Here is a 14,619-nt window from a genome sequence, read left to right on the forward strand (position 1 = left end):
ATTTAGTACGGGCAGAACCGCATTATAAATGGGCAGGAAAGCCCGCCCAAGATTAAGCTCTGGATATTTTTTAAGCTGGCGATAAACCGCGCCTGCCTTGTTTGCGTATTGTCTGCCAAGGTTTCGCCATAGCGCGCGTACGTTTGCTCCAGGATGGCCGCAAGTCGAATCTGCTGCTGAACTTGGAAATCGAGTTGAGCCCATGATCTGCCGTTAGCGAATTTTTTAAAAGCATCCGTACTTTCAATCATTGCAATATTGGTGTATACGCCCAAGTCTTCAATGGCCTCTGTGGATCCCAACATACCGGACCTAATTCTCTCCGCCGTATCTTGGTTGCTTCCGCCTGTCTTACTGGCTATGATAGCAGCAGCCTGCATTAGTTCCTGGGTGTTATCAGCGGTTTCCTGAGCACTGCCCGAGAAGCTGGCAAGTAGATTTGAAAAAGTTGATCCGTATTTATACGCGTCGGCCCTTGCCATCCCCCAAGCTTTGGATTGAGTCTGTGCCCAAGTGTTAAATGTAATTGAAGCAGAGCCCATGTTTCGGCTTATATTCCCCACGGCGCTCTCAACGCCCATTGCCATAGCCGTGGAATCTTTTATAAGTTTTCCAACCGCCAGGCTGCCAAGAACGGCGCCAACTGCTTTCATAGAACGGCTTATTTTATCCTGAAAACTGGTTAATTGCGTTTGTGTTTTATTATGCGCCTTGGTTATGCTGCTAAAATCCGCACCGCCACGGACTATAAAATTACTTCCGGCCATCTTACTCCTCACCTCCCCCAGGGCATAAGAAAAAAGCACCCGAGGAAGGTGCTTTTTATAGTTCAACTAAATTTAATTTAAATCATCTACTGCATCAGTAAAGGCGTCCATATACTGTTCAAACTTTCCTGTATCGAAAGAATTACTGGCATCATTTGCGACAGGCGGAGTACCCTTAATTTGATCATATAGCCTATCTATCTCTGGGGATAACCTTCCCCATATTGATTTTATTTGAGAGTATTGTTCCTCGGCCAATCCGCCGATAAAACTATCATAATCTGTCTTCTTCTTCATTGTAGCATCAAGTTGTTCTAAGGTGAATTCAATATCAAGCGTCTGTCCTGTGCTGCTTTTTCCTCTTGCTACGTAGTGTTGGATATCAACGAATCCTTCATTCCAAACTTTTCCTATTAACCAATTGCGCATCTCTTGTAGTTTACCTATGTCACTATCTCCATTGCTTCCATTGTTTCCATTCATGTTGGCTGAAAAACTAACTAGCCCACCTGTTAGAGCGTCAGCTAATACGTCATCCCCTACAATTTTCCATCCTTCTTCGCCTTTAGAAAGATTAATGCCTACTGTTTTCGTTATGGTTTTGGTTTCGCTACTTACGAGGTTTGTGAATATTTCAAAAGACTTTTCATCTAGTTGCTTTTCATCTAATCCACTAAATGCAAGAGGAAGGAGTTGTGAGATAAACCCAGCCATCACGTTGCTCATATCTAGATTAGTAATTTCAGTTTTGACAACAGCAGTTTTTTCTTCTTCTGATGACTCTAAAATCTTATATTCAATATTTTTAAAGATCATCTTGGACATATCTTCCGACTTCTTTTCGTCTTCAGTATCTAGGCTTTTTGTACTGCCCGCATTAACAAGCTCATTATAATCAATGTACTTGGATGCTGTTTCGGTGTCGGCGGCCTTAATGGCATTAAGTGCCTTTTTTACAGATTGTTCTGCTGTTTCACCTTTTTTAGCCGTTACACCTTCTCCACCACACCCCGCAAGAAATAGGACTAAAGGAACGAGTAAGAATAAGGAAAAGAATTTTTTCATTTATGCACCTCCATACTGCATATGGTAACACATCCTAATTATGGAGCACAATACTTATTTTTCTATCTCCCCTTTAGTCCCTCCGCCAAATATCAAATCACCTCCTCTTTTCTCCACTTCGACAAAAAGGAAGGATATTCCTTCTATTCCAAATATATTCCCCTATCCCCCCGCACCCCTCGCCATGAACATCTCATGGACATGCTGAATAGTATAAATTAAAGCACCTCTTATTCTTACAGGAATCTAAATAAAGAGGTGAAGTATATGCTTTCTGGCTTCTTAGGTTTTCTTGCAATGCTGCCACAAATATTTGTATCTTTGCTGGTAATACTAATCGGCCCCATTGAAAGTCTATAACTGTTTTGGCCTAGGTATTTATGCCTAGGCTTTTTTATAGATGTATGCCCCTATTCCCCCGCATCATCCGATCAGCCCATCCATGCTCCCTTTGCTCCTCGTATAAAAGCAACGCTTCATTCTTGCACTTCTTTCCGTCCCACCGGCGGCAGTTCGCACAATACTCTTTTGCGTTTGCTCCACAAGCTCATATAATCTACATCTGCACAACTGCATCACCGCCTTGTTTATTACCATATTGTGGCAATTTCTACTGACTAATCATAAACTGTAGTATCTTCGGATAAAGGAGGAAATTCAAATGGCATTTGGTCTTGACGGTGCTGCTTGTGGAACAGGAAAAGGACACTTAGGTGCAGGAATTGCAATCGTAGTCGTAATCATTCTTCTGCTTATTGCTATGGGTATAGTATTCTAAGCTTAACTAAATCAAATAGTTAGAAGGAGGAAATATCATGTACGGAATGGGTTACGGCGGAATGGGCGGAGCATGTTGCCCTCAACCTGTCGCTCCAGTTTGCGGCGGCGGATTTGGCAGTTTTATCGGCGTAGGAATTATCGCTATTGCAATCTTGATTCTTATTGCGTTAGGCGTAATCTTCTAAATCTATAAAAAAAGGCCAGGCGAATTGCCCTGGCCTTTTTGTTGTTATAGGCGGCTAGTATATATTTCACCTAGCCGCTTTAAATGAAAAAGAGGGAACTGTAATACGTTTAGGCTTCTGGTTGCAAGCGGACCTGATACAATCTATGCATTTCACGAGGACATAGTTACATTTCCCATGAAGAAAGGTAATGGAAAAGGGCCCCGCGTTTAGCAGAACGCTGAGCCCCAAAGAAGAGAAGGAGAAAATATAAGCGGACCCAGCATCGAGTTCCCATCTGTATGGGCACCTGCCGTGCAGTCCGCTTCTCAAATATTTCACACTATCATATTACCACGGATAAGGCGTCAAAGTGTGCCATTTTTGTGCCACTATGCAATCAGCCCATACCGGACGGCAAACTTTTTCCGGATGCTCCTCATTGTGACAAGCAAGACATAAAGTCACCAGATTACTATTTATCAAAGCCAGCAAGGGAAACTCCCTTAAGTGCTTAATGTGATGCACTGATTCGCCCTTGCCAACTCTGCCCTCTGCCTTGCATTTCTGGCACTCTATATTGTCTCGACGCAGGATATCTCTCCGCATTCGTCGCCATGGCCTGTTGTTATAAAACTTATCGCCATCACATACCGCTAACATTTTTATACCTCCTTGTATTTAAAAAGACACCCTTTCGGATGTCTGAATGTACTTGCTATGTATAATTAATTAAAGCCCTATTTGATCTACAGCATAAACCGCATCTTCGTTACTAAAGCCTTCGTATTCTAATTGCTCTATTAGTCCGCTTCTAGAGAAAGAAGTGTAATCTAAATAATCATTAGCCATGTTTACCGCTTGCTCTTTCCAATCGACACTTATTTTATTTACAGCATAAGTGGCATCCTCATTGCTAAAGCCCTCATATTCTAGTTGTTCTATTAACCCACTTTTAGAGAATGCAGTATAATCTAAATAATCATTAGCCATAGCCACTGCGTTTTTTTGTGATAGAGTTTCAGTAACCTGTTTTTCTGGTTTTTTAACGGGATTTTCTTCTTGGAAGCCTTTTTTCCTTTCTGCTTTCTCTATGATCGTAGCCGTGATTGAAGGCATCCCCACATTGTTTTTGTCACTGTATACCCCCCATATCTCTACGTTGTCGCCCTCTGATACCTCAGCAGAAGAAAAATTGGTTATTGAGTACATCCCATACCCATCGCCTTCGGTAGTGGTTAGCGTGAATACACCTAAAGCACCGTCTTTTTCGATAGAGGTTACTTCGCCCTTTGCGGTTAACTTTGTATCCTTAGCTATCCTATAGCTGTCTATCTCTGTAAAATTTGCTGGCACTGCTTCCTTTTTTAGCTGTTCATTTAGCTCATCTTGAGTCGGCTCTTTTTGTGCCTCTTTTTGTGTCTCCTTTTGCTGCACTGAGTTATCTTGTTTTACCTTTGCGGCGTCATCACTCCCACATCCAGTCAACAAAGCAATCATGCATAATGCGGCCAATAATATTCCTTTTCATTTTCCAAACACCTCCGACTAAGATTATACAGCACGACTGAGATCATCTTTGTCGAATCATGTCTTTCATGACAACGAAAAAAAGCCCGGAGGCTCCAATAAACACGTTTTAAATATTTTATAAAAAATAAGCCTTATCTTTCAATTTATTGTATTTCTTTTCCTTAAATTTAATAATTTTATTAATATATTTTTCTTCAAAAGTATACACATCTTTGTTTATCTATGATAAATCTAGTCCGACCTTTAGGTATATAGGTCAATAATACCAATATAATCAACATGCTTATCAAAAATATTGGTCCAGGAATATCTAAATTGAAAATCGCAACACTTGAATAATAAGTACCATTTTTTCTCCCAACTATCTCATTAATACACGTAGGGATTAATGTGAGCCCAGTAATAAAAATAAATAAAATCATAATAAAAACAAAAAAATATTCTATAAAAAACACTTCGTTTGTAAATCTTATCCATTGTCACAATTGCGGTATTTTTAATAGAGGGATGATAATCTAAAAAATCAACTAATAGAACTTTTTTTAGATTATCAAATTCACTCTTTTCCAATAAGTAATTTACATATGGTGGGTATATAATTATCGTGATAACTATAGTTTTTATAAAAAAAATCCTTAATATTTACATTTTTATTATTCCTAAAAGCACTATAAAATCTAACTAGAAAATCATCAAAATATTTTTCTTTGTTTTTTTCATACTTTACTTGCTCCTTATTGAAGAACGTAATTATAAAACTAATAACACCAGCTATTATCGCACTATATTTCAAGTATGGTTCGATAAAGTCGAAGTTCATTGTATCCCCACCTCTTTCAGCTTACGTAATTCGCCAAAAAGGAAGGATATCCCTGTATCTTTTTGGAATTAATTTAGATATTATTATATAGTCTCCAAAAATTTAATAGAGGTGAACTAAGAATGAAATGCTTCCTTGTCTTCATGACTTTTGCTACGCTCGTAGCATTGGCGATCATCCTTCAGTAATGAAGGGGGAAGACGTACCTAAGTACGTTTTCCTGGAGACAAGAAAGTAAATATAATTTTATGGGGCCTAGAAGGGCTCCATTTTTTATTTGCCTTAATCAATCAACACTCCCCGATTCCTCCTCATCATCCGTTCATGAACATCTGAAGGACATCTCACGGACATGCTGAATAGTATAAATTAAAGCACCTCTCATTCTTACGGTAATCTGAATAAAGAGGTGAAGTATATGCTCTTAGGCTTCTTAGGTTTTCTTTCACTGCTATCACAAATATTTGTATCTTTGCTGGTGATACTAATCGGCCCCATTGGTGGTCTATAACTGTTTCGGCCTAGGTATTTATGCCTAGGCTTTTTTATAGATGTATACCCCTATTCCCCCCCTCATCATCCTATCGACCGCCCCGTACCTCCTCTGTTCATCGGCTAACAACTCCGCCTCATCACGACACTTCTTCCCCGTCCACTGGCGGCAGTTGATACAATTTGCCTTAGCCGCCTTATCTATCAGATCATATAGTCTGCACATTGCATCACCGCCTTGCACACTCCCATATTGTGGCAATTTCTTTAGACAAATCATAAGCTATAGTATCTTCGGGTAAAGGAGGAATTCAAATGGCACTTGGTTTTGACGGAGGCTGTGAACGCCGTGAAGAGAGATTTGAAGGTATTGCAATCGTAGTTGTAATCATTCTTTTGCTCATTGCTTTGGGCATCGTATTCTAAGCCTGATTAAATCAAAGAATTATAAGGAGGTCATATCATGTACGGAATGGGTTCTTTCGGAATGGGAGGCGCATGTTGCCCTGGCGGCGGTATGGGTGGTTTTGTCGGCGTTGGGATCATAGCTATTGCAATTTTGATTCTTATTGCGTTAGGCGTAATCTTCTAAATCGATAAAAGAAAGGCCAGGCGAATTGCCCTGGCCTTTTTGTTGTCATATGCGGCTAGTATATATTTCACCTAGCCGCTTTAAGTGAAAAAGAGGAAAACTAATACGTTTAGGCTTCTGGCTGGCTAAGCGGACCTGATATAATCTATGCTTGTCACGAGGACAAAGTGACATTTCCCATGAAGATAGGCAATGGAAAAGGACCCCGCGCTTTGGAAGTTAAGACATGGGAGGAATCTCAGTATATTTTTCAATTCGCGGATTCGATCATTCACCTTATAGGAGTTTTAACACCGTCAGACTTTATGGAACTATTCCCCATAAGCAAAGAATTTAAGGGCCACAAATGGGAGTTTAAGGATTATTTTTACACCCGCGATTATATTAGGACTCTTGACCCTGATAAGTAGATAGGCGAGGATGCTCTAGAGTTCATGTGGGAATATATGAATGATGATATTAACGATTTCAATGTAGAAGTTATGGGCTATGTGAGCGACTTAAGAAGGATGCAAGGTGAGCCTTCTCTAATGGATGATTTTGCAAGAATAATGGGAGTTAAGACCTATACAAAGTTCACTAATGATCAAGCCCTAAAATGGACAGATATTGACTTCGAATCCAGGTTAGTGGACATCTCTAAGTCCTGGCAGTATATTCCGGGCAAGGGTTCCTTCGAAAAACTTACAAAGAATAAGAGCAGTAATCGCAAAGTCCGGCTATCAGCAAGTACTATATTCCTACTGCGCCAGCTAAAAGGTGAGCAAGAAAGCAATGCCGAAGAGCGAGGCACAAAGTGGGTAGATAGTGGGGCAGTATTTACGGCTTGGAACGGGAAACAGGTTAATGCCGTGTGGGCCTCCTGCTGGTGGAGGGGATGGATCAAAAAAACCGGCCTCCCTATTAAGCATTTCACAGCCTCAGGCACACCTGTATCAGCCTGTTGATAGCAACCGGTGCAAATCCTTTGGAGGTGGCTAGAATGGTCGGTCATTCCAATGCCGAAATGCTTTGGAGAGTCTATGGCCATGCTGTCGAAAAAGAGCTTTTTGCCGGAGTCCATTATGAATAAAATAACGGAGCCACAACAGCTCCGTCATAAAAAATCGTAAACTCCCCAAATCCTCCCCAAAAAAATTAAAAGGAAAGAAATTTAAAAATAAAAAATCCCTGCAAATTTTGCAGGGAACGGATTTCGTGTTGGCAGGGGATGCAGGAGTTGAACCCACACTAACGGTTTTGGAGACCGCTGTTCTACCATTAAACTAATCCCCTAAGTCACTTTATTAACTGGCGACAAAAGAAATTATACTTGAAGGCAGGAGAAGTGTCAACCTTAAGTTCCTAAAATATTTAAAAAGAAATGAAAATATATTTTAGAGGAGGAGTTTTTATTACGGACTGCGAAGAATAATGTCTATCCAATCTGTTTACTCCTGAATCCTACTGATTAACTTGAAAGCTCTCACCGACGCGGTTGAGAGCTTTTTTGGCATACCCTTTATAGTCTTTATGGCCAGTATAAGTCCTTGAACCCCTCCATATCTTCGCCAAGAGCATCTCCGCGATGATGCTGCTTTTTGTTGGGTTCCGGTTTTTTCTTAGGGTCCCTGCCCTTTCTCCCGAATAATGCCATGGAAATCCCTCCTTTATGTATAGGATGAGCAGATTCCTCATAAAGCATACCTTTTACCCTAGATTTAAGCATTATCCTCGAGGGTTTTTAGTTTATTGTAGAGGGTGGCCAAGGAGATATTCAGGACACCCGCTGCCCGCTTTTTGCCTTCCACAGAATTACCATAGCGATCTAAAGCCAAGCGGATCATTCTTTTTTCTAATTCATCAAGAGCCATAGGCTCACGATAGTGAATCTCTTCCGTCTTGTTAACAATATCTACCAGGCTGGCAAAATCTTTAATATTGAGCATATCTCCTTCCACGGAATCCATCGCCATTTCGATAACTTTTTTCAACTCACGTATATTTCCCGGCCAATGGTAGTCCAATAAAAGTTGCTCTGCCTGAGTCGTTATGCCAATTACATGTTTGCCAAGCTTTCGATTGGCTTTATAAATGAAGCTCTGAGCGTAGGTTAAGGCATCTTCTTTATGCATTCTTAAGGGGGGTATTTGGATTTCAATGCCGTTGAGCAAATGATATAAATCCGCTGAGAATTGTCCTTTCTCCACCATATCTCTTAAATCGCGGTTAGTCGCTGTAATGATTCGAATATCCAGCTCAATGGTCTGAGTCCCATCGACGGGTTGGAACTTCTTTTCAAGGAGAATATGAAGCAATTTATCTTGTAAATAGTCATTGAGCAGCCCTATTTCATCAAGAAACAGGGTTCCTCCGCTGGCACATTCCAATTTTCCCAGCTTGCGCTCGGAAGCCCTGTCCTGGCTCTTTTTCTCGTAGCCCAGTAATTCGACTTCCAGAAGACTTTCCGGTATATTAGCGCAATCCACTTTTATAAAGGGTTTATGACTGCGCATACTGCCACTATGAATAGCATGGGCAAAAAGCTCTTTTCCGGAACCACTTTCACCCATAATGATAATGGGTGAATGGGTCTCTGCAGAGCGACGTGCCTTATTCCGGATAAAAGCAAAATCCGGGTGACTCCCTAAAACATCGTCAAAGGTATATGAACTGGATGCCATCTGATCTACTCGGGCTGTAAGGGCCTGAATCATTTGTTTTGACGCTACAATCTCCTCACCGAGCTTAGAAGCTTCCGTCAGTTGCTGAAAAACTACAAGTGCCGCTTCGATATTCCCCTCAATAACTATAGGATAAGCATTGGCAATAATTTCAATATCACACTCTTCCATAATGGACCGATGAGCATATATTGGTTCATGGGTCCTCAGTACTCTTGCCAGTGTTCCTTCAGGTGAGAGTTCGAATATATTCTTGCCGACTCTTTCATAAGGGGATATGCCTGTCAAACGGCTGAAATATGGGTTGACATATTGAATAGTACCGTCTTTTCCTGCGACTTCTATGGCTTCTTGAATCGAATTATAGAGTGCTTTAAGTTCTTCTTCTATCCGTCTACTATCCCTCATCTCCACTCTCTTTAGTTGTTGTACCACAGTTGAGCCCTCCACTCTTTTCCCTCAATTTATATAATTTATACAATAATTTGAATATTCAACGCACTTGGTAAATAACCTTCTTAAAATTAGGAATTTTTTATTAATCTTTAGTTCTTATTAATAAAAAAAAGAAAACAGTCAGGTACACCTGACTGTTGAGTTAAAATACTCATTAATTTCCCTGAGCTGCTTTAAGCTCACTGATAATTCCTTCACTGATTTTAGTAGGTACTTCATCATATTTCAAGAATCGGATATCAAAACTGCCTCGTCCTTGGGTCATGGATTTTAAGTCAATAGCGTAACGCATCATTTCCGATTGGGGCACATGAGCTTTTATCACTTGGAATTTACCATCGGCCTCCATTCCCAAGACCCTGCCTCGTTTGCCGTTGATGTCACCGATAACATCACCCATATAGGCTTCCGGCACCCGGATCTCAACCTCTGAAATCGGCTCCAGCAAAGTGGGTTTCGCCATTTCTGCTCCTTTACGGAAGGCAATAATGGAAGCCAGCTTGAAGGCCATTTCGGAAGAATCCACACTATGGTATGAGCCATCGGTCAAGGTCACCTTAAATCCGGTGACAGGATATCCGGCCAGCACTCCTTCCACCATAGCTTCACGAATTCCCTTTTCTACAGCTGGGAAGTATTGCCTTGGTACAGCGCCCCCGAACACTTCCTCTGCAAATTCAAACTCGCCGTCCATGAGAGGCTCCATGCTTATCCAGACATGACCATATTGTCCATGTCCGCCACTTTGCTTTTTGTGCTTTCCTTCCACTTTAACAGGCTTTTTAATGGTTTCCCGATAGGGAACCCGAGGGATTTTCATCTCTACCCCAACGCCAAATTTCCTTTGCAGCTTCTCCATGAGGATCTCAACATGCATTTCGCCCATACCATAGAGAATCAGTTCTTTAGTCTCTACATTCTTCTCCACACGCATAGTGGGGTCTTCCTCCACCAATCGAGCGAGAGCACTCCCCAGTTTATCTTCATCTCCCTTGCTTTTGGGGGCGATGGCTACAGGCAAACGAGGAACAGGTAAATCGATACCCTCTAAATGCACGGAATTGTCTTTGGAACATAGAGTATCTCCTGTAGCTGCTTCCTGAAGCTTAGCCACTACGGCGATATCTCCTGCCGGAACGATTTGAACTGGGTCCTGATTTTTTCCCCGCAGAATAAAGGGAGTACTTATTTTTTCTTCTTTTTCTTTTTGAGCATTATACACCATACTGTCCCCTTGGAGCTTTCCTCCATAGACCCTGATAAAACTCATCTTACCGACATAGGGGTCGGCCAGAGTTTTAAAGATAAGGGCACTTTTCTCTTCTTTAACTTGGGGAACCGGGGCGTATTGAACAAAGAAGTCAAGCAAATTCCCAATTCCTACATTTTTGAAGGCTGAACCCGCAAGGACCGGAACGGTTAAATCCTGTTCTAAAGCACTTTTCAAGGCTTGACGAAGGTCGTCATCGCTTAAAGTTTCTCCATCAAGATATTTTGTCAATATATCATCATCAGCTTCGGCTACCGCCTCAGCTAATATTTCTCGATAGTGTTCGACATCTGCAAGAAGATCTGATGGGATATCTTTAACTGTGTATTTCCCGCTGGCGTTGTTTTCATAGATATAAGCCTTACGTTCTATGATATCTACGACACCCTGAAATTGATCTTCATGACCTATAGGAAGAGTTAGCGGGGCAAAACGCATATTGGGGAAGGTTTCTATAAGTTGACTTAAAACTTTTTCAAAATTAGCATTCTCACGCTCTAATTTATTAATAAAAATAACGCGGGGTAACTTCTGCTCTTCCATCAAGTCAAGAATAAGCTCAGCTTGTACTTCAAGACCTGATACGCCGCACAGAACAGCAACCCCGCTCTCTGCCACTCTAAGGGCAGACTTAACCTCACCAAAAAAATCAGAATATCCTGGAGTATCAAGGATATTGATTTTATAGCCCTGCCATTCAACTGGAATAAGACTGGTACTGATCGAAACCTTGTGTTTAATTTCTTCTGGCAAAGAATCCGACATAGTATTCCCTTCAGACACTTTTCCCATGCGGGTAATCGCGCCTGAGTTAAAGAGACAAGCTTCCGCCAAAGACGTCTTCCCTGCCCCTCCGTGCCCTACTAGGCAAATGTTGCGTAGATTCATAGTGTCATAGGTCTTCAAGACAAATCAACCTCCTTAAAATGTATTAGAAAAAGTCTAACCTTTGACTAATCGTGGAGTTTCTACAGTCTGAAGATGACTCGCCAATGATGTCTCGTATACCCCAAAAACAACAGGTTTACGGTCATGAATCATAATTCTTCCCTTAGCCCACACCTTCTCAATCATCAAGTCATCGGACAAGGCAACCAAATCACCGTCATAGCCTTCCCGAATCATGCCTTTGTTTTTTAATTGAAGAATACGGGCGGGATTAGAAGTAATCGTTCTCAGTGCGATGTCAAGGGGTATTTTATACCGAAGTATGGCCTCCCGAATATCGCGCCAAAGAACATAAACGGAACCTATTCCCATACCGACAAGGATCCCAGCCTCGCTAAATTGTGGAAGGCTGCCATTTCCGTCTGAAGTAACCGTCACACGGTCGTTGAGTAATCCCTGTTCGTAAAGAGATTTTAAAACGAAAGGAACCTGTAAATGCGGTTCAAAATCATCGCAACCTGCTGTTAAATCAATTGTGCCACCTGCTTTGAGAAACTCTACTCCTTGCTCTAAGAGCGTTTCCTTTCGATTGATATGAGTTGGCATAAATTGGCTAATAGGAATTTCAGTCTCCTCAATTATCTTAATGATTGGGGACAAACCTCTCTTCCCTTCACCCAGGTGAATATGAATAACTCCCGCTTTATGTCCTAGCATCCCTCCTACTCGAGCTTCAGCAGCAAGATGCTCAAGCTCAGATTTTTGGGGTTGGGCGGAACGATGGTCAGAAATTGCAATCTCACCCGCCCCAATCACTTTATCGATTAAGACTAAGTCCTTGCGCAAGGTATCAAAAATCATTCTATCTGCTTGATAACCGCCGCTATAGACAAAGCACGTTAATCCTTCTTCTTCCAGGGCATTAGCCTTAACTAGAAGTTCCTCCATAGAACGAGAGATAGAATCCGTTCCCAAACATCCTACTACAGTGGTTATTCCGGCCTGAGTCAGTTGAGAAAGCTGAACCTCGGGAGTCCTGGAGCTGGGTCCCGCTTCTCCCCCTCCCCCGCAGATATGGACATGAGCGTCAATAAAGCCAGGTACAAGATAGTGTCCATGAAGATCATATACCTCACCATTCACATAGGGAGGAAGGGATAGGTCATCGCCCAGTGCTGCAACCCGATTTCCCACAAGAAGAAGATCCCGCTCCTGCAGCAGTTCCGGAGCGAATATTCTGGCATTTTTGATTAATGTCCACATGGGTAACCCCTCCATTCGGAGGTAGAATGCCCACTTTTTAGGATGGTATTCAATTTTTACAAAACTTTACTAAGAATAAACAATACTAGATATTTCTCCACTAACTATAAAAATCCTTTTCAAATATTCCATAACTCTAAAGAAAACTTAACTGGCGATAAGTTTTAGTAGCTTTTGCTTACCCGCCAATAAAAACTTTAAGCCCTCAGAAGAATTCTCTCCCTTCCCTACTCCTTAGAATAATTGTCATCTCTTTTCTTCTTCTGGCATAAAGTTAGTCAGGATAAGTGGGACTAGGGGAGTTGGGAAGAATATGGCCAAAAGAACATTTATCTATGGAGCTATCATACTCTTGGCGGCAAACTTTTTAAATCGGGTTTTGGGCTTTGTCTATCAATACTTAATTATGACTCATATCGGCGGAGAAGCTTTTGGATTATTCAATATGGTCTTTCCTATGTATATGCTTGCCTTGGTCTTTACCACAGCGGGCATACCCTTGGCCGTCTCGAAAATGATCTCCGAGGCAGTATCTTTGAATAATTACACTCGAGCCCGCTCCATATTTCGTACTGCCCTTCTTTTTTTGACCTGCTCAGGGGCAGCTATATCCGTAGCTCTCTACATTATTTCCCCTTTCCTGGCAGAGCGTCTCTTTCCAGATCCCCGTGTTTTAAGGCTCTTTTTAATATGCACACCGGCAATCTTTGTGGTGTCTGTTTCCTCAGCCTTTCGCGGTTATTTTCAAGGAATGCAGAATATGCTTCCCACCGCACTCAGCCAAATCTGTGAACAGCTGGTGCGGGTTAGTGTGGGGTTTTTTTCTGCTTATACCTTATTACCTAGGGGGATCGAATGGGCGGCCTCCGGATTGGCATTGGGGATGTTATCAGGAGAAATTATCGGGTTATGTATCATTATCCTTCAGTATAAACTCCAAAAAACAAAAAAGTCCTCTCAGCAGGATGAATCCCTACATCCGATTCAAACCATGAAAGAACTTTTCTATTTATCTTATCCTGTGACGATCGGAAGACTTTTTTCTAGCGGGTTATCCACACTGGATGCTATGTTGATACCACAGCGACTGCAAATAGCAGGTTATACAGCCCGTGAAGCCACAACTCTTTTCGGACAATTGGGTGGGGCTGTCTTCACCCTTCTTAATTTTCCCAGCGTCTTCACCTTTGCTTTAGCGACCTCTTTGGTCCCTGCTATTTCTGAAGCGGCAGCCAGAAAGCAATTCCAAACGGTAAAACTTCGCAGTGCCCAGGCCTTACGGATGACCATTTTTATTGGAATTCCTAGTTTAGTTATCATTTTTTTCTTTGCCGAGCCCTTCAGCGCCTTTTTTAAAAGTGAAAATACCAGCGGCGTCTTACGCATACTTGCCTTTGGGGGTATATTTTCCTACCTTCAACAAACTTCTACAGGAATTCTTCAAGGATTAGGCAAGGTCCAGCTCCCTGTGATCCATACCATCATTTCTGCCATCATTCGTATACCGATACTCTTCATTTTAACTGCTTCACCTCAGTGGGGACTTAAAGGAACCGCTATAGCTTATGTCGTTGGTTTTTTTATCTCTTCGACATTAAATCTGGCCGCCATTGTACATTTTACAGGGATGCCTGTAGACCTCCGCGAGTTTCTTCTGCACCCCCTCATGGGTGGTATTGGTATGATGTTAGCCTTTCGCTTCCTTCATCCTTTCTTTGGCTTCCATCCCTTGGCCTTTCTCCTGGAGATCATTCTTGGGGCTATCCTTTACTTCACTATTCTATTCCTTAATGGCGGTATCAATCGTGAAGACCTACAAAGAATTCCATGGATTGGGAAGTTTTTAAGCTAATTTCATTGGAATAC

The 14,619-nt window shown here is 41.7% G+C and carries 12 protein-coding genes and 1 tRNA gene; 4 read left to right on the forward strand and 9 right to left on the reverse strand.

Features of this window, described 5'->3' with window-relative positions; translation table 11 throughout:
- Nucleotides 1–2: 2 nt before the first annotated feature.
- Nucleotides 3–767, reverse strand: coding sequence for a hypothetical protein (locus DESDE_RS11805; protein WP_041917262.1), 765 nt, complete (start codon nucleotides 765–767; stop codon nucleotides 3–5).
- Between the two features lie 72 nt (nucleotides 768–839).
- Entirely contained in the window at nucleotides 840–1,832 is a 993-nt protein-coding gene (locus DESDE_RS11810) for a hypothetical protein (RefSeq protein WP_014794246.1), read from the reverse strand.
- Nucleotides 1,833–2,647: 815 nt separating this feature from the next.
- On the opposite strand from DESDE_RS11810, the gene DESDE_RS22065 reads away from it, so the two are divergent.
- On the forward strand, nucleotides 2,648–2,797 hold the full coding sequence (locus tag DESDE_RS22065; protein WP_014794248.1) for a hypothetical protein: 150 nt from the start codon (nucleotides 2,648–2,650) through the stop codon (nucleotides 2,795–2,797).
- Nucleotides 2,798–3,127: 330 nt separating this feature from the next.
- Here DESDE_RS22065 and DESDE_RS11820 read toward each other — a convergent pair whose 3' ends face one another.
- Together DESDE_RS11820 and DESDE_RS11825 are read right to left on the reverse strand one after the other, a co-directional pair.
- A complete protein-coding gene (locus tag DESDE_RS11820) occupies nucleotides 3,128–3,439 on the reverse strand; it encodes an HNH endonuclease (RefSeq protein WP_014794249.1) in 312 nt (103 codons plus the stop codon).
- Between the two features lie 69 nt (nucleotides 3,440–3,508).
- On the reverse strand, nucleotides 3,509–4,276 hold the full coding sequence (locus tag DESDE_RS11825; RefSeq protein WP_083838584.1) for an Ltp family lipoprotein: 768 nt from the start codon (nucleotides 4,274–4,276) through the stop codon (nucleotides 3,509–3,511).
- Between the two features lie 1,808 nt (nucleotides 4,277–6,084).
- Between DESDE_RS11825 and DESDE_RS22790 the strand changes: the two genes are divergently transcribed.
- Both DESDE_RS22790 and DESDE_RS11845 read left to right on the forward strand, forming a co-directional pair.
- A complete protein-coding gene (locus DESDE_RS22790) occupies nucleotides 6,085–6,213 on the forward strand; it encodes a hypothetical protein (protein WP_014794253.1) in 129 nt (42 codons plus the stop codon).
- A 446-nt stretch (nucleotides 6,214–6,659) separates the two neighbouring features.
- Nucleotides 6,660–7,160: a site-specific integrase gene (locus tag DESDE_RS11845; RefSeq protein ID WP_148269919.1), complete on the forward strand. Its 501-nt coding sequence runs from the start codon at nucleotides 6,660–6,662 to the stop codon at nucleotides 7,158–7,160.
- Nucleotides 7,161–7,414: 254 nt separating this feature from the next.
- On the opposite strand, the gene DESDE_RS11850 is transcribed toward DESDE_RS11845, so the two are convergent.
- The 5 genes from DESDE_RS11850 to iadA form a co-directional block, all read right to left on the reverse strand.
- A tRNA-Trp gene (locus tag DESDE_RS11850) sits at nucleotides 7,415–7,488 on the reverse strand.
- 235 nt (nucleotides 7,489–7,723) lie between these two features.
- Nucleotides 7,724–7,849: a hypothetical protein gene (locus DESDE_RS22795; protein ID WP_014794256.1), complete on the reverse strand. Its 126-nt coding sequence runs from the start codon at nucleotides 7,847–7,849 to the stop codon at nucleotides 7,724–7,726.
- 64 nt (nucleotides 7,850–7,913) lie between these two features.
- Nucleotides 7,914–9,311, reverse strand: coding sequence for a sigma-54 interaction domain-containing protein (locus DESDE_RS11855; protein WP_014794257.1), 1,398 nt, complete (start codon nucleotides 9,309–9,311; stop codon nucleotides 7,914–7,916).
- Nucleotides 9,312–9,486: 175 nt separating this feature from the next.
- Nucleotides 9,487–11,508, reverse strand: coding sequence for an elongation factor G (gene fusA, locus DESDE_RS11860; RefSeq protein WP_014794258.1), 2,022 nt, complete (start codon nucleotides 11,506–11,508; stop codon nucleotides 9,487–9,489).
- A 36-nt stretch (nucleotides 11,509–11,544) separates the two neighbouring features.
- Nucleotides 11,545–12,753 (reverse strand): beta-aspartyl-peptidase, encoded by a 1,209-nt coding sequence (iadA, locus tag DESDE_RS11865; protein ID WP_014794259.1) that lies wholly within the window; start codon nucleotides 12,751–12,753, stop codon nucleotides 11,545–11,547.
- Between the two features lie 313 nt (nucleotides 12,754–13,066).
- On the opposite strand from iadA, the gene spoVB reads away from it, so the two are divergent.
- Nucleotides 13,067–14,605 (forward strand): stage V sporulation protein B, encoded by a 1,539-nt coding sequence (gene spoVB / locus DESDE_RS11870; RefSeq protein WP_014794260.1) that lies wholly within the window; start codon nucleotides 13,067–13,069, stop codon nucleotides 14,603–14,605.
- The last annotated feature ends 14 nt before the right edge of the window (nucleotides 14,606–14,619 follow it).

Origin of the sequence: Desulfitobacterium dehalogenans ATCC 51507 (assembly GCF_000243155.2) — a bacterium.
GTDB lineage: Bacteria > Bacillota > Desulfitobacteriia > Desulfitobacteriales > Desulfitobacteriaceae > Desulfitobacterium > Desulfitobacterium dehalogenans.